At 31.5% G+C, this 25,332-nt stretch carries 23 protein-coding genes; all 23 read left to right on the top strand.

The features are described 5' to 3' along the window. Positions 1-155: 155 nt before the first annotated feature. The 23 genes from LX80_RS10595 to LX80_RS10480 all read left to right on the top strand — a co-directional run bounded on the left by LX80_RS10595 (position 156) and on the right by LX80_RS10480 (position 25,290). A complete protein-coding gene (locus LX80_RS10595; protein ID WP_245898041.1) occupies positions 156-1,016 on the top strand; it encodes a helix-turn-helix transcriptional regulator in 861 nt (286 codons plus the stop codon). Positions 1,017-1,055: 39 nt separating this feature from the next. After that, positions 1,056-1,466, top strand: a complete 411-nt coding sequence (locus LX80_RS10590; protein ID WP_111296196.1) for a VOC family protein — start codon at positions 1,056-1,058, stop codon at positions 1,464-1,466. Between the two features lie 151 nt (positions 1,467-1,617). Beyond that, positions 1,618-2,040 carry a hypothetical protein gene (locus tag LX80_RS10585; protein ID WP_111296193.1) on the top strand — a complete coding sequence of 141 codons (423 nt, stop codon included), beginning with the start codon at positions 1,618-1,620 and terminating at the stop codon, positions 2,038-2,040. Between the two features lie 248 nt (positions 2,041-2,288). Then, on the top strand, positions 2,289-3,206 hold the full coding sequence (locus tag LX80_RS10580) for a DUF5655 domain-containing protein (RefSeq protein WP_111296190.1): 918 nt from the start codon (positions 2,289-2,291) through the stop codon (positions 3,204-3,206). Positions 3,207-3,392: 186 nt separating this feature from the next. Next, positions 3,393-3,839, top strand: a complete 447-nt coding sequence (locus LX80_RS10575; RefSeq protein WP_111296187.1) for a GNAT family N-acetyltransferase — start codon at positions 3,393-3,395, stop codon at positions 3,837-3,839. A gap of 280 nt (positions 3,840-4,119) precedes the next feature. Then, the gene (locus tag LX80_RS10570) at positions 4,120-4,602 is read left to right on the top strand and encodes a hypothetical protein (protein ID WP_170120441.1); all 483 of its coding nucleotides are present in this window, start codon (positions 4,120-4,122) and stop codon (positions 4,600-4,602) included. A gap of 238 nt (positions 4,603-4,840) precedes the next feature. Then, positions 4,841-5,809, top strand: coding sequence for a DUF3887 domain-containing protein (locus LX80_RS10565; protein ID WP_111296181.1), 969 nt, complete (start codon positions 4,841-4,843; stop codon positions 5,807-5,809). Positions 5,810-5,992: 183 nt separating this feature from the next. Continuing rightward, the gene (locus LX80_RS10560; RefSeq protein WP_146250475.1) at positions 5,993-6,946 is read left to right on the top strand and encodes a hypothetical protein; all 954 of its coding nucleotides are present in this window, start codon (positions 5,993-5,995) and stop codon (positions 6,944-6,946) included. A gap of 311 nt (positions 6,947-7,257) precedes the next feature. Beyond that, positions 7,258-7,917 (top strand): hypothetical protein, encoded by a 660-nt coding sequence (locus LX80_RS10555; protein ID WP_111296175.1) that lies wholly within the window; start codon positions 7,258-7,260, stop codon positions 7,915-7,917. Between the two features lie 191 nt (positions 7,918-8,108). Then, positions 8,109-8,720 (top strand): outer membrane protein assembly factor BamC, encoded by a 612-nt coding sequence (locus LX80_RS10550; protein ID WP_170120440.1) that lies wholly within the window; start codon positions 8,109-8,111, stop codon positions 8,718-8,720. A gap of 351 nt (positions 8,721-9,071) precedes the next feature. Then, the gene (locus LX80_RS10545; RefSeq protein ID WP_111296170.1) at positions 9,072-9,512 is read left to right on the top strand and encodes a zinc-finger-containing protein; all 441 of its coding nucleotides are present in this window, start codon (positions 9,072-9,074) and stop codon (positions 9,510-9,512) included. Positions 9,513-10,268: 756 nt separating this feature from the next. Next, positions 10,269-11,324: a linear amide C-N hydrolase gene (locus tag LX80_RS10540; protein ID WP_111296167.1), complete on the top strand. Its 1,056-nt coding sequence runs from the start codon at positions 10,269-10,271 to the stop codon at positions 11,322-11,324. 195 nt (positions 11,325-11,519) lie between these two features. Next, positions 11,520-12,137 (top strand): Pr6Pr family membrane protein, encoded by a 618-nt coding sequence (locus LX80_RS10535; RefSeq protein ID WP_111296164.1) that lies wholly within the window; start codon positions 11,520-11,522, stop codon positions 12,135-12,137. Between the two features lie 431 nt (positions 12,138-12,568). Next, positions 12,569-13,162 carry a hypothetical protein gene (locus LX80_RS10530; RefSeq protein ID WP_111296161.1) on the top strand — a complete coding sequence of 198 codons (594 nt, stop codon included), beginning with the start codon at positions 12,569-12,571 and terminating at the stop codon, positions 13,160-13,162. Between the two features lie 1,653 nt (positions 13,163-14,815). Continuing rightward, positions 14,816-16,744 (top strand): site-specific DNA-methyltransferase, encoded by a 1,929-nt coding sequence (locus LX80_RS10520; protein ID WP_111296155.1) that lies wholly within the window; start codon positions 14,816-14,818, stop codon positions 16,742-16,744. Positions 16,745-16,750: 6 nt separating this feature from the next. Continuing rightward, positions 16,751-17,344 (top strand): hypothetical protein, encoded by a 594-nt coding sequence (locus LX80_RS10515; protein ID WP_111296152.1) that lies wholly within the window; start codon positions 16,751-16,753, stop codon positions 17,342-17,344. 1 nt (position 17,345) lies between these two features. Then, positions 17,346-19,904: a DEAD/DEAH box helicase family protein gene (locus LX80_RS10510; protein WP_111296149.1), complete on the top strand. Its 2,559-nt coding sequence runs from the start codon at positions 17,346-17,348 to the stop codon at positions 19,902-19,904. 271 nt (positions 19,905-20,175) lie between these two features. Beyond that, positions 20,176-21,048 (top strand): UbiA prenyltransferase family protein, encoded by an 873-nt coding sequence (locus LX80_RS10505; protein ID WP_111296146.1) that lies wholly within the window; start codon positions 20,176-20,178, stop codon positions 21,046-21,048. Continuing rightward, positions 21,041-22,354, top strand: a complete 1,314-nt coding sequence (locus LX80_RS10500; protein WP_211307747.1) for an FAD-binding oxidoreductase — start codon at positions 21,041-21,043, stop codon at positions 22,352-22,354. The genes LX80_RS10505 and LX80_RS10500 overlap by 8 nt, the downstream gene beginning before the upstream one ends. 119 nt (positions 22,355-22,473) lie before the next feature. Further along, positions 22,474-23,211 carry an SDR family oxidoreductase gene (locus LX80_RS10495; RefSeq protein ID WP_111296140.1) on the top strand — a complete coding sequence of 246 codons (738 nt, stop codon included), beginning with the start codon at positions 22,474-22,476 and terminating at the stop codon, positions 23,209-23,211. Next, positions 23,208-23,870 (top strand): HAD-IB family phosphatase, encoded by a 663-nt coding sequence (locus LX80_RS10490; protein WP_111296137.1) that lies wholly within the window; start codon positions 23,208-23,210, stop codon positions 23,868-23,870. Before LX80_RS10495 ends, LX80_RS10490 begins: the two co-directional genes overlap by 4 nt. A gap of 64 nt (positions 23,871-23,934) precedes the next feature. Beyond that, on the top strand, positions 23,935-24,525 hold the full coding sequence (locus LX80_RS10485) for a hypothetical protein (RefSeq protein WP_111296135.1): 591 nt from the start codon (positions 23,935-23,937) through the stop codon (positions 24,523-24,525). A 285-nt stretch (positions 24,526-24,810) separates the two neighbouring features. Continuing rightward, positions 24,811-25,290 (top strand): hypothetical protein, encoded by a 480-nt coding sequence (locus LX80_RS10480; protein ID WP_111296132.1) that lies wholly within the window; start codon positions 24,811-24,813, stop codon positions 25,288-25,290. The last annotated feature ends 42 nt before the right edge of the window (positions 25,291-25,332 follow it).

Raw genomic sequence — 25,332 nt, 5'->3', positions numbered from 1 at the left:
ACAGGGTGTAGCTAAAGCAATAAGTGTGTATAATCATTTACGTCCACATGGTAGTATTAGTTACAAAACACCTATAGAATTACATAATCATAATGAACCGGTTGAAAGGAAATGGAAGAACTATTATGTAAAAAAGGAACTATTAAAAGTTGGAGTTGCTGAGGAAACATACCGATGAAAAAAATATTTCTATAGCTGAGATGGGCTATAAAATATTTTTTTCATCTGCAACCTTAACTTTGAATAGTAAACCAATGGCAGGACTAAAAACAAATCGTAAACCTGTCGTAGGATTAAATCAAAAAAACTGTCAACTATTTTTAGGACGATACACACAGTTGCAAACGAAACGACTTTTGACAGCAACAGAATTAGCAGACAAATTTTCGGTTAGTGTTCGCACCATTTACAGAGACATCAGAGTATTGGAACAAGCAGGAGTGCCTATTTTGACAGATGAAGGGAAAGGATATTCTTTAATGGAAGGTTACAAAATTCCACCCATAATGTTTTCGGAAAGTGAAGCAAATGCCTTGATTACAGTAGAACAATTAGTACTTAAAAACAGAGACAGTTCGCTTATCAAGGAATATACAGAAGCTATAAATAAAATAAAGGCAGTTTTGCGATATTCCACAAAAGAAAAAACAGAATTACTATCAAAACGAGTTGCTGTTAGTCCCGCAATATCAGACATAAATACTAGTAATTCACTAATGCTAATTCAAAATGCTTTGACAAACTTTCAAGTTCTTAATGTTAGATATAAAAGCGAAGAAAGAAACGAAAAAACGGAAAGACTGATAGAGCCTTTTGCATTGTATTACAGCTTACAAGAAAATTGGACACTTATTGCCTTTTGCAGATTGAGAAAAGATTACAGAATGTTTCGGTTGGACAGAATACTAAAAATTCAACAAACAGAATTAAAATTCACGCCTCACAAAATGACCTTACAAGAGTATTTAGCGGAAAAAGTAAAAAAGTTTAAGACCCCTGACATACTGTTGTCATAACGTGAAATTAGTTTTGTGCCATAATTTAAAAAACTTAAAATGAATTTAGTATCAATTCGCATCATTACAGCCGACATAAACAGCTTGGTAAAATTTTACGAGCAAATAACAGGTGTTTCGGTAGCACAATATACACCTGACTTTGCCGAACTACAAACAAATACAGCAACCTTAGCGATTGGGAGCACGAAAACATTGCAGTTTTTCGGTGGGGAGAGTGTTGCACAGGCTTCACAAAACCGCAGTGCCATTATTGAATTTTTGGTGGAAGACGTAGAAAAAGACTATGAAAGATTAGCTGATTTTTTACAGCCTTACATTGTTCAGAAACCTACAACAATGCCTTGGGGAAATAAATCGCTTTTATTCCGTGACCCTGACGGTAATTTGGTTAATTTTTTTACACCCGTATCAGAACAAGCAATTAAAAAATTTGAAAATAAAAAATAAGCACTAACTGCCAACATCGGTTTTGCGTCAGGGGGGGTGACGTGCTTCTATTGACTATTTTGTGTATAATTGAAGTGCGGTTCTTCGTATCGAGTGCAGTACTAAAAAACCTGCCCGAACGCAAAGCCTGAAACCGTTGGTGCAAAACTGTATGGACTCATTAAAATTGACTGTTGTGTTTCTTTTAATAAATCTTACATGCATTGGACAGAAAAGCTATGTTGAAAGCTATTATAATAAATATCGGGGAATAACATTTGTTCTCAAGCCTGACTCAACATTTGACTACAATGCAAAAGTCAACATTGGATCAATTATCTCAAAAGGAAAGGACGGAAGTGCAATTGTTATCAGTGCTGACAATTATAGGTTTGTAGACAGCAGCAAGGGAACTTACAGGATTGTCAATGATACGGTTTTTCTGTACTATGCGACAGAAGAATTGAAGGGTGATTTTAACGGCTACAATATTCGACCGAAAAAACTATTTCAGCACGGAAAATTATTATATACTATTGATCCGCAAACTGGTGAAGTTCTAAAAAATCAACGATATTATAAAATGTTGCATTGAGAATGAGTAACAGAAGTATCATGTTCAGACTGGACAGACAATAAACAGGTTTTAATAATACTCAACGCGCATAACAAAAGGCTTGGCGAAAAAACTGGCTGATGCACATGTGCAGAACATTTATAATTCTAATTATCTTTAGTTCTATATTTCAGCTTGACGAGTTTCATTTTCAGTTCTTCGCCAAGCCTCGAACGTAAGCAGCCACTATAAACAGCATAACTATAAGACAACGACAATAAAATACAATGGTATTATTTAACATAGACAATAAAGATCAGCTTTGCCATATTAAAGAACTGCCCTTCAAACTTGAAAAGGAAATTCAGACCATAACAGAACAAAATTTGACGACTATTTTCGGACTAGACTTTGTGCGCTCTGAATTTTCGCTTGGCAATTTTCGCATTGACACTTTAGCGTTTGACAAAGACACGTCTAGCTTTGTAATTATTGAATATAAACGGGACAAAAATTTTAGTGTCATTGATCAAGGCTATGCTTATTTGTCGCTAATGCTTAATAATAAAGCTGACTTTATTCTTGAATACAACGAAAACAATAATAGTACATTGAAACGCGATGATGTTGACTGGTCGCAATCGCGAGTTATTTTTATATCACCAAGTTTTACGACATATCAAAAAGAAGCAATAAACTTCAAAGATTTGCCAATTGAGCTTTGGGAAGTAAAACGATACGAAAACAAGACAATTAGCTACAATCAAATTCAAACATCAGGGTCACAAGAAAGCGTTAAGACAATCAGTCGAAAAGACGATGCCATTGAAAAAGTTACACAAGAAATAAAGGTATTTACAGAAGAAGAACACCTTGAGGGAATGCCAGACGAAATTAAGGAGCTATACGAGAAATTTAAAAACGCAATTCTTAATCTTGACAGTTTAGAAGTTAAGCCAAAAAAACTTTATATAGCTTTTGTGGCTAGTACAAATGTGGTAGACATTCGTTTGCAGAAAAATGGACTTAAAATGTGGCTTAATTTGGAACGTGGGCATCTCGATGATCCGAAAGGAATTTGTAGAGATGTTTCACAAACAGGTCATTGGGGAAATGGCGACTATGAGCTGCAAGTAAACTCTGACGACAACTTAGAATACATTTTAAGCTTAATAAGACAATCGTTAAAACGAAATAAAAAATAGCGGCTGCTAACATGGGTTTTGCCTCAGGCGGGGCGACGTGTAAACATGAAGCTTTGTGCTTCTATTCAAGTTCAGTGCTGATTAACAGATTTGTGCTTCTAAACCCGCCCGAACGAAAAACCTGAACGCTAGCAGTTAGCTTAGGACAACAGAAATCAACCAGAATTTCAATAAGAAATGACGATAATGCAACAGACAATTGAAATAGTAAAATATTCCGAAAAATATCGTGTACAGTTGTTAGACGTTTGGGAAAAATCTGTTTTAGAAACACACCACTTTTTATCTGCGACCGACTTTCACGAAATAAAAGAAATTGTTACTGCCATTGATTTTAGCGCATTTGATGTTTATTGCTTACTTGAAAGAAATAATGTAATTGGATTTTTAGGAATAGCAAACCAAAAAATTGAAATGTTATTTTTGTCGCCAGAGCAAATAGGAAAAGGACTTGGGAAGAAATTATTAAACTTTGCAATTCACTACCTAAACGCAAACAAAGTTGACGTAAACGAACAGAACACAAATGCTGTAAAGTTTTATTCAAAATTTGGTTTTAAGACATACGAACGAACAGCCAAAGACGAACAAGGGAAAAATTATCCATTATTACGAATGGAACTTAAAAAATAAAAGCCAATCTGCTAACAGCCGCTTACCTTAATTGGTGCTGACGTGCAAAATTGAAAGTTTGTGCTTTTATTTAGTATCGATGCAGGTTAACAATTTAATGTTTCTAAACCCCACATTGCTGCAAGTGACAAACCGTTGTGCATCACCATCTATGCGACTTCTAAAATCCATAACACTTTTGTTTTTTTGGACACAGTCATTTTCCCAAGATAATGGCTTAATCAAGCTTGTCTTCAATGACAAGTCTAATTTCGACATAACGACGCTGTTAGAAAACAAAATGCCAACTGTTTTCTATGTAATGAACAAAACTGACACATGGAATACTTGCCGCTTTCATATTGACCAAGACCTGTCATCCGAGGCTGTGAGAAAGGAGTTGGAAGGTGACGAACATTCGCCTTATACTTACTGCTACATATTCAAGGATACAGCAGTTAACAAGCTCTTCAATGATAGTGAAAGACAGCAATTATACCTATTTTCGAAATCAATAAAGCCAAGATTACTTGTTGATACATTTAAAGTATTCAAGCTGATTAAATCATATGAAAAGGCAAAGAATGGCTTTTTCTTTTCTGTGACTGACCCAATCTTTACCACAGACAATGAATTTGCATTTCTTGATATTACTACTTTTAAAAAAGACAAAGACACAAAGGAACTGAGATTTGCCTATTTTGGACACACTTTTTTAATTTATCAGAACTTAAAGGGGAAAGGTTGGACAAGGATTAAAAAGATAGATTACTTAGTGTTGTAAAGGCTAACGCACAACAATCGGTTTACTGTCTTGCTGGATGACCTAGTGACAATCAGCTGCAGTTCTTTATCAGTTTCAGTTTCGGCTTGACATTCATTATTCAGCTTTAGTAGTTAACTTAGTAATCATTGATTATATTCGGCTTTGGCTCTAAGCTGGACAAGCAATGAATACCAGCTCAGCAGCAAGTCCTACTCGTTGAGTGTCATTTTAATGTTAGACAGAAGCACAAAATTTTATGAAAAGAATATTGACAATTTTAATCTTTATACTCTTGACAAATTTCACATTCGGTCAGAAAGAGACAGTAACATATAAAACTGTTGCAGACAACTTTGAAGCAGACTATAATTCTGGCAACTTTGAAGCAATTTTCGCAAACTTTTCATCAGAAATGCAAACTGCATTACCGCTTGACAAAACAAAAGATTTTTTAAGTGGATTAAAGCTTCAAGCAGGAAAAATAACTAAACGTGAGTTTGTAAAATATGAACAAACTTATGCTTCTTATAAGACAACTTTTGAAAGAGGATTATTTGCAGTAAATATTTCTATTGACAATAATTCTAAAATCAATGGTTTGTTTATTAAGTTGTTCAAAGCCGATAATCTTCCAAAACTTCAAAGGAATATCACCAAGCTTATACTACCTTTCAATGAAGAATGGATAGTAGTTTGGGGTGGCGATACTAAAGAGCTAAATTATCACGTAGATAACGAAGCACAAAGAAATGCCTTTGACTTTATTATTACTGACGAAAAAGGAAAGTCATTTAAAACTAATGGAAAAACCAATGAAGATTATTATGCTTTTGGTAAAGAAGTAATTGCACCTTGCAATGGTGAAGTTGTTTTGGTTGTTGATGGAGTTAAAGACAATATGCCCGGAACATTAAACCCAATTTATGTTCCGGGAAATACTGTAATCATAAAAACTGCTAATAATGAATACTTGTTTTTTGCACATTTTAAACAACACTCAATAGTTGTAAAGCAAGGACAAAAAGTTACACAAGGACAACTTCTTGGACTTTGCGGAAATTCAGGAAACTCTTCTGAGCCGCATTTACATTTTCACATTCAAAACGTTGAAGATATAAATATAGCAACAGGGGTAAAATGCTACTTCGACATCATTCAAGTAAATGGACAAACAAAAAATGATTATTCGCCTATTCAAAAAGATAAAATAAAAAATATTAAATAAAAACGGCACACAACATTGTTAACAATAAGCGGGCTGAACAGCTTCATGTCAATAGAAGTGCAAAATTCAACTTTTGTTATTCGATTAAAGCTATGTGCTAAAAAATGTCCACCGCCAATAAACAATACCTTACAAGTAATTTAATAAAACCTCTAACTTTAAAAAAATGATTAGATGATAAATATGAAATATTTTTTAATTGCGATTTTTTTATTGTTTTGCAATATTAGTTTTAGCCAGTCTAGTAAAGCACTACACCAAATAAAGCCTAAATGGAAATTAGGTGATGTTAAAAAGATTCATGCAGAATCTTATAGTAAAGTGTTTATAAAAGACAGTCTTTTTAATAATACTGAAGCAAAGGCAGACTATTACATGAAAGTTACTGACACCACTAAAAATTATACAATACTATACTATAGTGAGCCAAACACTTTAGATATTAAAACGAATACTGCTATTACTAAAGTTGATTCAGCTGTCAATATCTTTACCAAGATTTTTAAAAATATAGAAAAAGAAACAAAATATTTTCAATATGAATTGTTAGTTGACAAGAATACAGGACAAGCTTTTAAAGTAAAAAACAGTGATAAATTATTGGAATTGATTGAAAAAGTTACATCAACAATAATTGATGAATTTGGACAAAAGATTGGAAAGACAAGCATTCAAATTGATAGTATGAAACAAAAATTAGTCAGTAATTTCAAAACAAACGAGCCAAAGATTTTAGAAACAATTATTAATGAATACAACTATGTAATGGGGGCATACTCTTTAACTTTTCCTTACAACTCATCAGTTTCTCAAAATGTAATGGTGTATGATGTAAATGCAATGAGTGAATTTGGTGATATTGAAATGCCTGCTGTGATTACAACCAGTTCAAAAAAAAATGATGATAATTTGATTGTTAACACTGATATAGATTATGATAAAGAATTTTTATTAGAACAGATAAAGAAGAAGTACAAAAACATGAATGACCTAACTACTGATGACATTTTTTTGAGTGAAAAAACTGAAACTTCATTTACAACTACAACGAATTGGATTATTTCTCAGAAATCAGATGTTGTATTTAAAACAAAAGAAGTGAAAGTGATTAATGCGACAAGTGTTACGTTTCAATAAATGAGTATTAACATAAAAATATTAATTTAAGATGTGATTTGCACATAAAATAAAAATACAATATTCCATTTCTTGCAATTCGTGCATGAGATTGTAAATATTAACTTAAGTTAGTAATTACACATTAGTTTCACCAGGACTTTATACATTTGGCTTATGAATAAAACATCATCAATTTTGCAAATATTAAATTTCAGGTTTAGCCTGAGGTATTGCTAATTCCCAACTTACACAAAGCCTAATTCGCTATCAGCAACTCAAAACACCCTTTATTATACTATTATATTAAATTTATAATGAGACTTGCTATTATGACTAAAAAAACATTAATTACGCTCTTAATTATTTTGTCGTTTTCAAAATTTACATTAGGACAAATTTCAATAAAATCTGTTTTGTTAGGTGGGCAAGTTGGCTATTACAATTCGTACATCGACTATGCTGGTATCCATCCAAATGAAAAAAAGAAAACTGCTGCATTTAATATATCAATAGGAAAAGCTTTGAAGGAAAATTCTGTGTATGGTTTAAATTTAACCTACTCCCCATCCCAAGCTGATAATTTTTATTACGGAACAAATTATATTAATCTAAAAATATACCAGTACAACTTTGGTATATTTTATAGGAAGTATAAAAAATTGGCTACTGACTTTTATTTTTTTACAGAACTTGGCGCATCTTACATAAATGCAAAGCAAACAAATACTGATACCATGGGGGCAAAATTGGAAACAATTAAACAGTTAGGTGGGCAACTATTTTTGACACCCGGACTTTCTTACAAAGTTTTAAATAAACTACATTTAGAAATTATTATTCCCAATATTGTAACAATTCAATATATTGTAACTAAAGACGAAACTTCAACTCAACAAACAAAACAAAGACAATTTTTATTTAATTCAAGTTTAAACTCTTCAGGCAATGGTTTGACATTTATAGGTGTTGGTTTTCACTTTATTCTTTAATATATACAGATCGGCAGCAAGCAATCAAAGTATTTGCAAAAGCATAGTTGGACAGTTTAATGCCAACTATCTGCTAGCATCTCAGCAGATCATGTTCCCCACGTTCGTTGTTCAGCTTTATTTCTTAACTTCAGTAATATATTTTCAAATTAGCATTTCTAAGGGTTGGGTAATCAATAAATTCCGTGTCTTTGAAAATATTTGAAAGTTTTGTGCTATACTTTTCAATTGTTTTAAATAATAAATCACTATTAAATGAAAAAAAATTAAGATTATTCAATTTTGTTTTAGTATTCCTGATTATTGGTTGTAATAACAAAGTAATACCACTGAAAAATAGCTATCAATCAACTGCTTATGAATTTTCTACAGCCTTAGACAAAGATGAAACATGGAGTGCACTAATTGATTTATTTACAACAAAAGGACTGCCCATTAAGACAATTGATAAAGCTGATGGAGTAATTACCACCGATTATGTTTCTTTCTTAAACTCGTATACATGGGAAAATAAGGATGGTAGTTTGATTAATCCTAACGCATTTGTTGTTTGTAGCAAATTTAGAGGTCCCTTCACTCTTACAACTTCTTTTACACCAACAACGCTTACTGGTCAATGGTTGGTTAGAATTAAACAAGTATCCGGCAAGACCGTTGTGAATATAAAGTTAGCGAATGCTAAAGGCACAATTGGTAGTGGTGATATTAATTCACAGGGCGATTTGACGTCAGTAACACCATATGATTTGCAAGTAGAAAGTACGGGCATATTTGAAAAGTCAGTACAGGATAAATTAAAATAAACTGATAACGCACAATATTTGCATTTATGTAAGGCTGGGAGTAATGCTAAAATTGAATATTGGTAAATTTTTCAGCAGCAGTTGCGGGCAGCAGAATCTTTATTGAACGATAGGAATGAACATAGATTTTTATTTATAAATAGGCAACGATTCCGGTACAAGTAATTCTAATTCCAGTCTTGCATATATTCGTGGTTGTTTTGTGTAACCCTTATGATAAATTGGCTTACAGAATAGGAACAGAAAAATGAAGGAATAATTTCAAGGATTCAGCAAAATTAAAAGAGCTGAATTTCTGTGCAGAATGCCGATTCAAAACAGAAGATTTGCATTTGCTAAAAACGATTTTGAATGAATGATGTTCAAATTAAAATACTTAAAGGACAACTCTGTCCATATTGTAATTGTGAAACTAAATTAGTTTCAGGTGAAGTGGTGTATCCAAATTGGGCAAATGAAAGTCCTAGGCCAAAATTTGTTGATAAAAAATATTATATGTGTGTCATGAATTCTGACCATTACGTTGGAACCTATTCAGGCAATAAAACTTCATTGGGAAGAGTTGCAGATAAGGAACTGCGTAAACTTAAAAACAAAGGACATAATACCTTTGACCCACTATGGCGAAACAAAACACATTTTAAAAATCAAAAAGAGGCCTACAACTGGCTTTCTAAAAGAATGAACATCCCTCTAGAATTTACCCATTTTGGCATGTTCACTATTGAACAATGCAAAGAAGCGATTCAACATTGTATAAATTTAATAAATGAAGAAGATGGGCGTATTTAATAATTTATTTGATGGAGAAATAAAGTAAATGAAGTTTACATCATCAATGGTGATGTTGCCCAAATGGTTTTAGATTTTGTTGATCATATGAGTCAAATTTTCTCACCTGAATTGAAACTTGACTACTAACAAAGAGTATCTGTAGTTTACTTATTAATTAAGCAATCAAGAAAGAAAGGGAATGGCGCTAGCGCTGCCGAAAATGAAATAATGGCTAAAGGTTCATATGTTGGAGTAGTAATAAAAATGAAATTATGTAGAAAAATGGATTAAGCATGAACAAACGGGAATTCCAAAAGATGCGCTAATTATAGTGTTGTATTACAATTTTTTTAACGGTGCTGCTATCTAATCGATTTGACTTGTTTTAAATTTTTTGATCACGACTCTCAATATACCCTAACTGTGTTTTATGATGTGGATAAAACAAAAATGATTTGATTTAATTTAATATTAAATTTATGTTATAATACAATTAATTAATAAATTTAGAATTTTTATATAGTGAACATATAAAGTAAAGCATAAGGGTAGCTACAACAGGTACTTGAGGACAATGACGGGTTAGGTGGTTAATTAAACATTTTGCCTCGTATTATTATTTTGGTGCATTGACAGTTTATTATTCAAAAATTCGCTACTACGCCTAGCGACAAACCGTTAGTATTTACGCCAAAAAACAATAGAATCCAGAAACTACAGAAAAACGGTGCATAACAGAAAAGCCATACAAGTATTACTATAAAAAGAAATAAAATGAATACAACAAACAAAATTTCGATTTTTTTTGTGCTGTTTTTCTTAGCATTAGGCTGCAGAATTGAGTCAAACGCTTGCACAAGGGTAGTTTACAAAGGACCAAATAACAAGATTATAACAGGCAGGTCAATGGATTTTTCAATAGAAATTCCTGCTAATCAATGGATATTTCCTCGTGGTGTGAAAAGAAGTGGTGAAGTTGGCAAAAACTCCATTGAATGGGTTTCTAAATATGGTAGCATAGGTATTAGCACATGGGATATCGCCATAGCTGATGGAATGAATGAAAAAGGATTGGTTGCAAACTTACTCTGGTTGGTTGAGTCAGAATATCCAAGCTTCAATAAAGAAGGCGGCAAGAAAGGAATGGCCATATCATTATGGGCACAATATGTATTGGACAATTTTGCAACTGTTGCAGAAGCTGTTGATGAATTAAGTAAGGAATCATTCGCTATAGTTTCTGATTTTATCCCCGGCACAGATAAATTCACCACAGTGCATTTATCCATTTCAGATGCCACCGGCGATAATGCAATTTTTGAATATATCAAAGGAAAATTGGTAATCCACCATGACCCATCATACACTGTAATGACGAATGATCCTCCATATGAACAACAATTGGCTATAGCTAAATATTGGCAAAATATTCCGGGTAAGATTTTCCTTCCCGGTTCAGTTACCGCAGCTGACCGTTTCGTTAGGGCATCATTTTTTATAAATGCCATACCGCAAACGGATAACACAAGAGTAGCCATTGCCGGTGTTTTTAGTGTTATTAGAAATGTATCGGTGCCTTATGGTTTCGCAATTGAAGGTTTTCCAAATTTATCCACTACACGTTGGCGTTCTGTTGCTGATCAAAAAGACTTGGTATATTACTTTGAAACAGCACTTACACCAAATACTTTTTGGGTTGACCTTAAAAAAATTGATTTCAGTGAAAAAGCAGGTGTAAGAAAACTGGATTTATCAAACAACAAAACTTATTCAGGTGAAGTATCAGCAGCTTTTAAAAAGTCTAAACCTTTTCAATTTTTAGGATTATGAGCCAAATTGTTCTTCATAACAAACCGAATAGATGCAGCAGCTGCCACAGCCCGTTTGTTTCATGTAGGAATGGCATATAAAATTGAAAGTTTGTGCTGATATTCAGCTTCGCTTTTGGTTGACAGCATAGTGCCGCCAAATTGTTAACTAGGAAGAGAGGCAAACCTTTAACGGTAAGCTTAAATACATTTCAATATGAAAAAAAACATATCGATATTTTTAGCACTAATCGTATGGTTTACAGTTTTGACGCAATATTGGTTAATGATAGAAAATCGAAGCGCATCCATTGGTGAAACAACACTGCGTTTTTTTAGTTTTTTCACAATTTTGACAAATTCACTTGTTGCCATATACTTCACATTAATTGTTTTTAAAAACAAAAAAGGTTTCTTCGCAATCATAGATAAGCCAGGCACTTTAACAGCAATTACAGTATATATTTCTATTGTTGGACTAATTTACCAAATTCTCCTTCGACATACATGGAAGCCGACAGGTATTCAAATGATTGTGGACGAACTGCTTCACACTTTTATTCCTATCATGGTAATTGTTTACTGGTATTTCTATGAAAACAAATCATTAATAACATACAAACAAATACCAAAATGGTTAGCATACCCCTTAATTTATCTAGTTTACATTTTGATAAGGGGAAAGATCTCTAATTTTTATCCTTATTACTTTGTTAATGCAGGAAATCTTGGATTGCCAAAAGTTTTAATAAATGCAGTTGGAATAGCTGCTTTATTCTATGCACTTTCAGCTTTGTTTATTAGAGTGGGAAAAGCCATGAAAAACAGGTCATAAAGAAGGAGCTCGCCAACATCAACTTTTTGTAAGCAGGCTACAACGCTTCAATTGATATTTTTTAGTATAATAAGTCTGTTTTTCCAAATAAACGGTATGGTCGGTAAGCTCGCCCGTGGCAAGCAGCGAAACGTTAGGTGTATGTTTTTGCTTTGATATCTCCTTATCCATTATTACTTGCAATTGTTTATTAAAGTTACTTCAGTAAATAAATAATATTAATAAATTACAATATGCAAATAGTAAATTTTATAGCTTTTATTCAAAAAAGGCAATACCTGATTTAATTAAGTTTATTTGAATTTTATTTCTTGAAGAAAGTTTTTTAAATTCAACAACAGCATCAAGTATTGAACGCTGTTAATCAATATCAAGTTTCATCCCATTAAAAGGATAATTCAATTTAATAATATTATATAAATATTCTTCATATGAAAAAATTTACTGCATCACTATTTCTTATAATAATTGTTATGCCCGGTTTTGCTCAAGTAAATCAAGATACATCCAAGCATCTTTCATTCAAAGGAGTACCTATTGATGGAACACTTAATGAATTTGTTTTAAAAATGGAAAACAATGGCTTTACACAAATCAGCATGAATGATGGAGTTGCAATTTTGCAAGGCGATTTTGCGTTATATAAATCTTGTATTGTTGAAGTGTCTACTCTTAAAACTAAAGATTTGGTTGCTAAAATAGCTGTGCAGTTTCCCTTTAGCAACACATGGGCCAATCTTTCAAATAGTTATTTTAATTTGAAAGAAATGCTGTCTGAAAAATATGGAAACTTTTCAGACAGTAGTGAGACTTTTCAATCGAGTTTTCAGCCTGAAAGCGACTTTCTGAAAATGTCTTTTGTAAAATCAGACAAATGCAAATATTATGCAACTTACAAAACTGATAAGGGTACTATACGTTTATCAATAGAACACGACCCATTGCTACGAAGTTTTGTTAAGTTAGTTTATTCTGATAAAATCAACAGTGAAACTGTTAAAAAACTGGCTTTAGAAGACTTATGAACACTTTTATTATTAAATTTTAAAATATTTTAAGTTGAGGTAATATTATAATATTTTATACTGCTGTTTCCCTTTCTTCATTGTTTCTACAAATTCATTTCATCATTTATATTATCAATCAACAACAGTAACTACCGTTGGTTTAAGTTCTCGCCTTGCGGAATGCTGTCATAGCAACATTTGCATTGCTGTTATGTTAGCCGGAATATAAACTTATTAAATGAAATATTCTTTCAATGAAATACTTACTGATGTTGATAAAAGTCTTCTCAGAACAAATACTGAAAGTGATAACATTTTCGATATTGGAACAAGAGGCTTTTATGAAAATCCTTTTACTGGAATTTTTGCTTATATCATTTCTTTAAAAATTCAATATAATCATCGTAATAAATTCATTCAATCGTTTCTATAAAGCAATAATATTTTATTGCAAGAAATAATCGAAAGTTTTTTGTATGATATTAAAGTTTTAACGCAACATAAAATGTTGGCAGGGAAGTATATTGGCCATATAATTCATAATTCAAAATACATCTTAGTTTTTGAGCACAAATTAGAACATTGGTTTGCTAATCCTATTGATGATTATGAAAAGGATATTAAGTGTTGATTTGCTCATTTAATGCCTTATTTTTTTGTTTTCATATAATCTGGTTGATACCCCTTAACATTGGACAAATGTTTGGCTAAAGTTTCGCTTAAAAATAATTTATCAAAAGATTTTATTGACAAATGAGATTTTTTTTTGTTGACGATTTTCTCAATTGTTATGTACCAGAAACATCAACAATGATGACGTAAGAGGAGTTTGACTTTTACACAAATAACTTTTCATAAAAGTTGCTGCAAAAAAACAAGTAAATCAATTTTTTTCAGAAGTTTTAAACAGCATAAAATCAATATTTCCAATCAATACTCTAAAACGAACAGTTCAACATTCCGTTTGGGGTGAGGATACAAAAAAAGCTGTAAGGCTTTATCCTTTCATTACTTATGACAATGTTGTTATTGTTTTTCGAAGTGATGGTAAATTTTCCGTTACAATTTCTTATTACAAAAATCCACAACCCCATCTTTCTAAACTACACAAAGGGTAGTGCAGACAAACTATAGAAATTGGAAGGAGAGAACATTTGGTTGTTTCGCCGGGATATATGGGAAAGAATTTAATACTGTAGAAGAATAAGTTAAAGAATGCTCAAAGCAATTGTCGATTATGTTGAACTACAATAATTAACTAAAATATTTTCAAAAACAATTCTTTACAATTGAATATCAGCATTGGTTAAGCATCAGTATCGGTTCGGGCTCAACGTTCAGATCTGCTTTTTAATTTCACCAACATATTTTTATATGACCATTTCTATAGCCGAAAATCATGGAATTTTCTCTATTGTAAAAGGTCAATACTCAGATGCAATTTTAAATAGCAACACAGCTATAAAAAAAGTATAATGACAAAAAATGCTTTCTTCGCCAAAATTAAATTGTAACCTCAAGCATCTACCCACTCTCTCAGCACATTTTATTTCCCCAAAGCCCTCAAACGACACTTTAAATACAAGGATTGAATATTTTATTGAACTTTTTTGACAAGTTACCGGCTTAAAATTAACTTCACGAGCTAAATAAATCGGAATAATCGAAAAGATGAAATTATATACCCTATTAGAGCAACAACTTAAAAAAGATCCCAAATTTGTTTCCGACAACGGCGAACTGAAAAAATGGGTAGTGTTGAATAAGGCATACTCTCTTGACGAAGAATTGCTTGCACTATTGCTCGACAATTCAGAACTGAAAAAGCATTTTTTTATTAATGTAAAAGGTACATTAGTTTTTAAACAAGATTTGTTTGTGCAATTTTTGGAGCAGAAGAATTATCTGAATAACAGCTATACGCTATACAAAAACAAAGTAGGTCTTACCGTTGATGGCAAATACCTGAAACAACGCAACGAAGTGGCTTTGGTTTGGCCATTTAAAGACTGCATTTTGGAAGGCGGGCAAACTCGTGAAGAACACAAAAGGCAGGAAATTTTCTTCAATGAAATTTTAGCACAAGATGAAATTACACAACTTTTAGAACCAAAGGTTTTCACCAATGCCAAAAGGATTGACATGAACGGTGAAAAGCCCTTGGATCAATTTAACCGAAATGAAAAAGGCACTATCATCGACAACCTAATTATTAGAGGGAATAATTTATTAGCGCTGCATTCCATAAAAAAAGAATTTGCCGGGAAAGTAAAGCTAATATACATTGATCCGCCTTATAATACGGGTAATGATGGATTTAATTATAATGACAGCTTTAATAAGTCAACATGGTTGACTTTTATGAAAAACAGACTCACAGTGGCAAAGGAACTTCTTTGCAAAGAAGGATCAATTTTTGTACAATGTGATGATAATGAACAAGCATATTTAAAAATCTTAATGGATGAAGTTTTCGGGAATGAAAATTATCGTGAAACAATTGTCGTTAAAACAAGTACACCAAGTGGCGTAAATGCAGTAAATGTTAAGAGGGGAGAAAGATTATTTAAAGTAAAAGAATATATTCTCTTTTATTCTAAAACCCCTGATTTTAGGTTTTACCCCATTTATATTAAGAGTAACTTTAATTTTAATTATAGATACGAAGTTGTAAAAACTGAAACTGGTTATATCGTAAATGATTTAAGACAAAAGTTTAAGGATGATAAAACATTTGAAAGCTATGCATTAAACAATTATGAAAATATTTATTCACTTGAAAAAAATAATAAAAAGGCTGGTGAAAAAATAAAAATTGAAATTAATAAGTCAAAAAATAACAAAGAAGTAATAGAATATATCAACTCTAAAAATCAGCTCATTTTAATATACGATGGCGGTGTCTTTATTCCATTAAAAGAAAGAATAATAGTAGAAGCTACACAAAACTTCTTTGGTACATTAATTTCTGATTTATGGGAAGATGAAATTTTTCAAACAAACCAAAATGAGGGTGGAGTTAACTTACCCGGTGGCAAAAAACCTGAGAAGTTAATAAAGCGAATTTTAGAATTAACTACAAAGGAAGATGATTTGGTTGTTGATTACCATTTGGGCAGTGGCACTACTGCAGCTGTAGCACATAAAATGAAAAGACGATATATTGGTATTGAACAGTTGAATTATCATGAAAATGATAGTGTTGTACGTTTAAAAAAAGTTATAAATGGGGAACAAACGGGTATTTCTAAAAGTGTTAATTGGAAAGGTGGTGGTTCATTTGTCTATCTTGAATTGAAAAAATACAATCAAACTTTTATTGAACAGATTGAGGATGCCAAAGACACCGAAGCTCTATTGAAAATATGGGAGCATATGAAAACCAAAAGTTTTTTGAATTACAACGTAGATATTAAAAAGCACGATGAGTATTTAAATGAATTTAAATCACTTACACTTTCAGCACAAAAACAACATCTTTGTGAGCTTTTGGACAAAAACCAATTGTATGTAAACCTTACTTCTTTAATGGATGAAGATTTTAATATTGATGCTGTTGATATTAAAACTACAAAACAATTTTACAATCTTGAAAAATAATGTAAAATGGCAACTTATATTGATGATAGAGCATACACAAATTACATACATACGCATGTTGCCATACCAAAAATTTATAATTTAATTAATTGGCAGAAAATTAATCTTGAACAAACATATGCAGAGAAAATTGATATGCAGCAAGGAATTGATTATGTATTCAAGGACGCGAATGGCCTATTAAGAACTGTTCAAGAAAGATTTAGAGAATGTAAGTACCAACAATATTCTGATTTTACCATCAGATACAGAAGGGATGGAAATTTTCATACTTCAAGAATAGAATCTGAATATTACAAAATGAAAGCTGATTTCTTTACATACGGTATTACTAATTGTTTTAAACTCAACATTAAACAATGTACTGACTTTATTAAATATGCGGTAATTGACTTACGCAAGGTTTATGATAAAATTGACAATGGTTTAATTGAAATAAAAGACAACAAGAAAAATATTTGCGAAATAATCGACAATAAAATTGTATGTCCGGTTAAATATAATCACGACGGTTCTTCCTCTTTTTTCCCATTAGAAATTGCATATCTTGTTCAATTATGGGGTAATGAAATAATAGTAGCACAAAAAGGATTTTTATAATATGCAATCGCTATATGAAACAATTATAAAGGAATTCGGTAAAAGAACCATAGCACAAGTTATGGTTCCTAATTATATAAACGATAACATAAAATCGGATTTTATTATTCGACCTTATCAAAAGGAAGCATTTCAACATTTTATTTTATGCCACACAAAAAACTTTGAAGGCAAACCCGGCAAGCCTTTCCACTTGCTTTACAATATGGCCACAGGTAGCGGAAAAACTTTGATAATGGCAGGGTTAATATTGTATCTCTACCAAAAAGGATATCGTAACTTTTTGTTTTTTGTAAACAGTAATAATATCATTCAAAAAACAAAAGACAATTTTATTAATCCGCACGCTTCAAAATATTTGTTCAACGAAAAAATTGTGATTGAAGGGAAACAGGTGCTTATAAAAGAAATCAACAACTTTGAAGAAGCTGACAATCAGAATATCAATTTGAAGTTTACCACCATTCAACAACTCCATGTTGACCTGAACAACACTAAGGAAAACAGTTTAACTTATGAAGATTTCAAAGAAAAAAAATTGGTTTTAATTGCCGATGAAGCTCACCACTTGGTAGCAGGAACGAAATCGGGTAATTTATTGGGCAGTTGGGAAGATACAGTAAAAAAAATTCATGATTCCAATCTTGATAACATTTTATTGGAATTTACCGCAACTATTGATAAAGATACCAAAGAGTTGATAAAACACTATCAAGACAAGGTTATTTTTAAGTATGATCTTGCCGATTTTCGTAAAGACAAGTATTCCAAGGAAATTAATTTAATCCGCAGCTTGTATAATGAACAAGACAGAATTATTCAGGCATTAATATTGAATTTGTACCGGCAAGAATTAGCGGCGTCCAATGGTATCAACTTAAAGCCAGTAATACTTTTCAAAGCCAAAAGAACAATAGCAGAATCCGAACAAAACAAAGTGAATTTTCACAAACTGATTGATGATTTTTCGGTAACAATGGTGGAGAAAATTAAAAAATCTTCTACTGTTCCAATTGTTCAAAAAGCTTTTCAATTTTTTCAATCAAAGGGCATTTCAATGAGCGAAATCGTAAAACGCATTCAAATCAATTTTAAACCTGAAAATTGTATAAGTGCCAATAATGATCAAGAAACAGAACAAAATCAACTATTGCTCAATACTTTGGAAGATGATAATAATCCTATCCGTGCAGTTTTTGCTGTTCAGAAATTGAATGAAGGTTGGGATGTTTTGAATTTGTTTGATATTGTTCGCCTTTATGAAGACCGTGATAGTAAAGATGGAAAGCCCGGTAAAACTACACTTTCTGAAGCGCAGCTCATTGGTCGTGGTGCAAGATATTTCCCATTTGCCTTAGAGGAAGGACAAGATAAGTTTACAAGAAAATTTGATAATGATATTGCCAACGATTTTAAGATATTGGAGGAATTGTATTATCATACCAAAGAAGACAGTCGTTACATTTCCGAATTGAAGAAAGCCCTTGTAGATACAGGTATTTATGAAGATGATGAAAATCTTGTAACCAAACAACTGACTTTAAAATTAAACTTTAAGAAAACAGATTTTTACAGAGAAGGACAGGTTTTCTTCAATAAGAGCGTTCCAAAAAGTTTTAACAATATAAAATCATTTACCGATTTAGGAGTTACGAAAACCAATTATCGGCATATGTTATCTTCGGGAGTAGGCAGAATGTCGAGTGCCTTTTTTGAAATGGTGCCCATACAATCCAACGATGAAGTAATCAAAACCCAAGATGTAAAGCTGACCGAAATTCCGAAAAACACAATACGCTTTGCATTAAGTCGAAACCCTTTTTTTTATTTTGACAATTTATCGCATTACTTTCCAAGTGTTGGTTCAATTTCCAATTTTATAGAGAGTCCAGCCTATTTAGCAGGTTTAGAAATCACTTTTGCAGGAACAGCAAACAGACTAAAAGAAATTAGCCATTTCGACCATTTGCAAGCTTTAAACGGACTTTTGCAGAACATTGAAGCAGACATAAAGACCCATTCAACCGAATACGAAGGTTCAGGCTATATTAAAGAACCAATTCATAAAGTATTCAAGGACAAAGAAATCAAGGTTTACAAACGCAGCGAAAGAGCAGACGGACAAGAAACATTGCTAGCCAACGCGCCTTGGTATGTTTATAATGCTAATTATGGTACAAGCGAAGAAAAGAAATTTGTAGAATTGTTTTCCAGACAATTTGAAGCACTTAGTCAAAAATTTGAGAACATTTACTTAATCCGAAACGAAAGAGAAATTAAAATCTTCGACAAACTCGGACGAGCTTTTGAACCGGACTTTTTACTATTCTGCAAACAACGTGATGGCGAACAAATAACATTTCAGATTTTTATAGAATCGAAAGGTGAGTATTTGAAGGAGCACGAAAAATGGAAAGAAGATTTGTTAAATGAAATCAGATTTCAACAAAAAATTATCAAAACCGATAAGGGAAAGTATTTAATAACAGCCCTTCCATTCTATAATTACAACAACGAAAATGAATTTAAAAGCACATTAGAAAAAATATTTAACCGATAGAAATAATTTGTTATTGATGCAAATGAAAAACCAAGAAGCCTAAGGAAGCATAAAATCAAAACTATATTAAGCAATAAAGCCAATAAGGTAAAACTTAACTGGGGACTGAATTTTAGATAAAGATTTCATGTGTGTATAAATAGAAAAGATGGATTCGCTATTTTGTTCATTATAATACATTCCGTGTCATTGTAAAACTTGTATCAATCAATAGAAATATTCTACTTTTGATGAAAACACAAAACTTATAATCAATGGCAATAAAACCCTTATGAAGCAATACATTAAATTGATACGTCCAAATAATTGGATAAAAAATTTCATTATTATCTTACCTGTTTTTTTTGCAGGAAGGCTATTAAGTTTAGGTGATGATGCTTTTTGGAATCTTGGTTTCACCTTCATAGCATTTTGCCTGTCAAGTTCTATGATTTATGTTATAAATGATATGAAAGATGTAGAAAAAGACAGATTGCATCCTCAAAAATCAAAGCGTCCTATAGCAAGCGGGGCAATTTCTAAAAGCAGTGCATACCTTATCATAACAATTCTGGCCTTATTGGTTTTATTAACTTTTTTTCTTTTACCTGTTAAAGTTGTTTATTATGTGTTGGCATATATTGTTATAAATCTGTTTTATTGTTTCGGCATGAAAAATTTTGCAATATTAGATGTAACCTCTATCAGCTTGGGATTTGTATTTAGAGTTTTGGGTGGGGGTGAAGCCACGAATACATTAACAACGCATTGGATAATTATTTTAGTTTTTTTATTAATGTTTTCAGTAGCTTTAGCAAAAAGAAGAGATGATTTGGTGTTAAGCCATGGTAGTAATGAAATTTACAGGCAATCGCAGTTGGGTTATAGCATACAATTTATAGATATTGCCAAAACAATTAGTTTTACTGTTACTCTGGTAGCTTATATCATTTATTCTGTTTCGAATGATGTGATTGAAAGAATAGGTTCTAACTATGTTTATATTACATCTTTGCCGGTTTTCTTGGGTATAATGCGCTACATTCAATTAACTGTTGTATATAAAAAATCCGGTTCGCCCGTAGATTTAGTATTGAAAGACAAGTTTTTAATTACAATTATTTTACTCTGGATATTTATATTTGGAATCATTATTTATGTATAAAAAACTCATACAAAACTGGGGAAATTATCCAAAAATTAGCGCAGAAGTGTTTGAGCCTTCAAGCTCGTATATCATAAATGATTTTATACGAAAAACTCCTAAGCTTATTCCCCGAGGTAATGGCAGATGCTATGGTGATAGTTCTTTACAGCATGCCATCATTTCTACATTGAAGTTGAATAAATTTTTATTTTTTGATAAGGAAAATGGAATCATTACAGTTGAATCCGGTGTTTTGCTTTCAGACATTTTAGAAGTAGTTGTTCCATATGGTTTTTTTCTTCCTGTAACACCCGGCACTAAATGGATAACTATCGGAGGGGCTGTTGCTTCTAATATTCATGGTAAAAACCACCATAAAGAAGGAGCAATATCCAATTTTATAACATCATTTGAATTAATGACCGAAGACTGTAACATAGTTCATTGCTCAAGGTCTGAAAATACTGAATTGTTTACCAATACTATTGGGGGAATGGGGTTAACCGGAATGATAACAACAGTAACTATTCAGCTGAAAAAAATAGAAACTTCATATATCAAACAAAAAACAATTAAGGCTAAAAATTTAAATGAGGTACTGAATTATTTTGAAGAATTTAATCATTATACCTATTCAGTTGCGTGGATAGATTGTTTGAAAAAAGGCAATAGTATGGGCAGGAGTATTTTAATATTAGGTGAACATGCTAAAAAAAATGATTTGCCTGACAAATACACTAATCATTTAAAAACACATTCCCATAAACAAATCAACATACCTTTTTATTTTCCGAATTTTACTTTGAATTATTTTACCATTAGTGTATTTAATGAATTATATTATAATAAACAAACATCTAAAGAAAATAATAACATTGTTCATTACGATGGATTTTTCTATCCATTAGATTCCTTGAATAATTGGAATAGAATTTATGGGAAAAATGGATTCACGCAATATCAATTCGTTATACCATTCAATAATGGTAGGGAAGGTTTAACTAAAATTATGAAAGAGATAACCAATTCGGGATGCGGTTCATTTTTAGCGGTGTTGAAAACATTCGGCAAGAAAGATGATTTTTCTTCCAGTTTAAGTTTTCCTGATGAAGGTTATACTTTGGCACTAGATTTTAAAATTTCACCAAAGGTTTTTGATCTGCTTAACAGGCTTGATGAAATTGTGTTAGCGTATAATGGGAAGCTTTATTTAACAAAAGATGCAAGAATGTCTGCGGAAATGTTTAAAAAAACGTATCCGAATTTTTCTCATGACTCAAAAAAATTTATTTCAATTCAAATGGAAAGATTGTTAAATGTATAAATTTTTTAAATTTTATATTTGAATACACGCACAAATTTCGTTTGTGTTATTTTAATATTTAAAAGAATGAGATAATAAATTTCTTAATAAATTATCTGTTTAAAATTACTAAAGTAATCATGAGTAAATCCTGCATCATACTTGGCTCTAATTCTGATATTGGTCAGGCTATAGCACACAAATTTGCCTTAAATGGTTATGCAATTATTCTGGCAAGTAGAAATATAGATGAATATCAAAAAAGACTTCAACAGGATATTTCGATTAGATATAACGTTCCGGTATCATTGGTTGAATTTGATGGAACTAATTTTAGCGAGCATGAACAATTTTGGCACTCTTTACCTGTAATGCCCAATGTGGTTGTTTCTGTTTTTGGTTATTTAGGTGATCAGGAAAAAGCTGTTGCCGATTTCAATGAAGCTTATAAAATCATCAGTTCGAATTATATTGGACATGTTTCTTTAATCAACAAATATGTTCAACAAGTTAAAGGTATCCAAACCTCAGCTATCATTGGCATTTCTTCGGTAGCGGGAGAAAGGGGAAGACAAAGTAATTACATATATGGTTCTTCCAAAGCTGCCTTTACTTGTTATTTGAGTGGTTTACGAAATGATTTAACAAAACACAATATTCATGTAATGACAGTAATTCCGGGATTTGTAAAAACAAAAATGTTAGGTGATATGAAAACGCCTGATTTTCTCACTGCTTCTCCGGAAGATGTTGCAAATAGAATCTATAATGCATTCGTAAATAAAAAAGATGTAATTTACATTTATCCAATTTGGCGCTATATTATGCTGGTTATAAAATTAATTCCGGAATTTATATTTAAAAAAATGAGTTTGTGAAGGAAAAAGGTATTGCATTTTTCGATTTAGATGGTACCATTACCTCTAAAGACACATTTATTGATTTTATTATTTTTTGTAGGGGAAGAATTTTTTTTTATTTAGGGCTAATTGCTTTAAGCCCTTTCATTCTTTTAAAACTGATTGGGATATACCCCAATCATCGATTAAAAGAATTGTTTTTTCGTTTTTATTTAGCCCATCATTATTCAGCACAAGAATTAGAAAAACTTGGCCAATCTTATTCCATGCAAAAACTTCCTTATATTATTTATAGTCAAGCTTTAGAAAAAATAAATTGGCATAAAGAAAATAATCATGAAGTAATCATTCTTACAGCTTCTTCACCATTATGGCTATCTGAATGGTGTAAACAAAATGGTTTAAAGCTGATAGGTACAAAGTTTGAAATAAAAAATGAAAAATATACAGGTAAAATTCTTGGAAGAAATTGTTATGGAATTCAAAAAGAAGAGATTGTAACGGATATTTTGAAGCAAAATTCAGGTGTAATGACTTTTGGATATGGCGACACGAAAGCCGATTTGTTATTCTTAAATAAGTTAAATTACAGGTACTATAAGCCGTATTGGATTAAGCGCTTTTTGTCAACGCATAAACCTAAAAAAGAGGAACATGGTGTTTTATCTTTAAAATGATTTTGTATATTCCTTTACTAATTGATAGTAAGCACTTGTCAATTTTTATTAAATAATTTTATTTATGAAAAAAAACTTGGCTTTATTATTCATTCTTTTTGGGAGTATAATAATATTAGTTGGTTGTGACAATATCAACTATTTTAAAAACAATAAAGCGGATTCAATTTCTACACAAATTTTACCATCACCGAAGAAGATGGCTAAGAAGAAGAAAGTTTCCGATTTAATTGGTGGAACTTATATTTTTGGTGACAATCCGGAAGTTGGTGCTGTTGGTTCTGTAATTATTTATCCTAATTCTGACAGTACTGCACTTTTTTATATGGAGCTTTCAAGGGGAGCGCCATCCTATAATTCAGGCGAATTATTTGGTGAGATACAGTTAAAAGATGATTTTGGAATTTATGATTCAAGAAAATATGAGCCGGACCTCGATTGTGTATTAAAATTTATATTTGATTTAAATAAATTGGTAGTTATATCTCAAAATGGACATGAGGATTGCGGTTTTGGTAATGCTGTTGTTGCGGATCATTTTTATTATCGTCAAAATCGCTCAATTCCTAAATATTTTATTGATGGACCTGGCGATACCATTCAATTTAAAGGGTTAACCTTAAAAAAATATCTTAAGCGTTTTAGTTTTAATTAAAATAACATACTTAATTTATTTTTTTTATCCATCCGCACCCGGTTAGTTATAATGAATAACCGGTTAATTATTATTTGTATTTTCAGCAACTTTTTGTAATAGGAAATCTTTCTATACAAGGAATGCACCAACGGTTAAATAATTATTTTTATAACAGAATTTAATTATGCAAAATTAATTGGGAATGAAAGTGATTTTAAGTTTTTAAAATGGTTGATTGTATCAGTAAATATTTTTTATGATGAATTTTATTATATTTGAAAAAAACTGCTTGTAAAACTCAATATGATGAAAACGACATTTACTTTCATAGCTGGCCTCATCGTTATTGCAACGATTTTAAGTTGTTCATCCACTGCTAATAATAGCGTCAATAATCAAACAGATAGTACCAAGCTACCTAATGTTTCTCCTGCTAATGCACTAAAGATAATAGACAGTGTTACTAAGGATATTCCTCCGATTAAAGCTGATGATATATTGTACGAAAATGATAAAGGTTATAATAAGGAAGCAGCTGAAAAAGCTAAGCAATTTGTTTTGCAAAAAATGCAAATTTCAGTTAGAAAAAATCAGGAAATTTCTGTTGGCTACGTACCCTTTGATAGCAGCTATTCAATACAGATATTAACTCCCACGGGGGGTAACCGTTCGCAGAGTAATTTTTTCCAGTATTATCCAAAAACTAAAGTTATTTTAAATGGCGTGACTTTTGATACTTTATATACACCTTGGCAAGGTGACTTAAGATCAAGGTATTATTAATGCTTCATTTTGAAGAACAAATAAAATTGTATTTTATTTAAA

It is taken from the genome of Hydrotalea sandarakina, from assembly GCF_003254115.1.
GTDB classification, from domain to species: domain Bacteria; phylum Bacteroidota; class Bacteroidia; order Chitinophagales; family Chitinophagaceae; genus Hydrotalea; species Hydrotalea sandarakina.
This window is presented reverse-complemented; position numbering and strand designations above follow the sequence as displayed.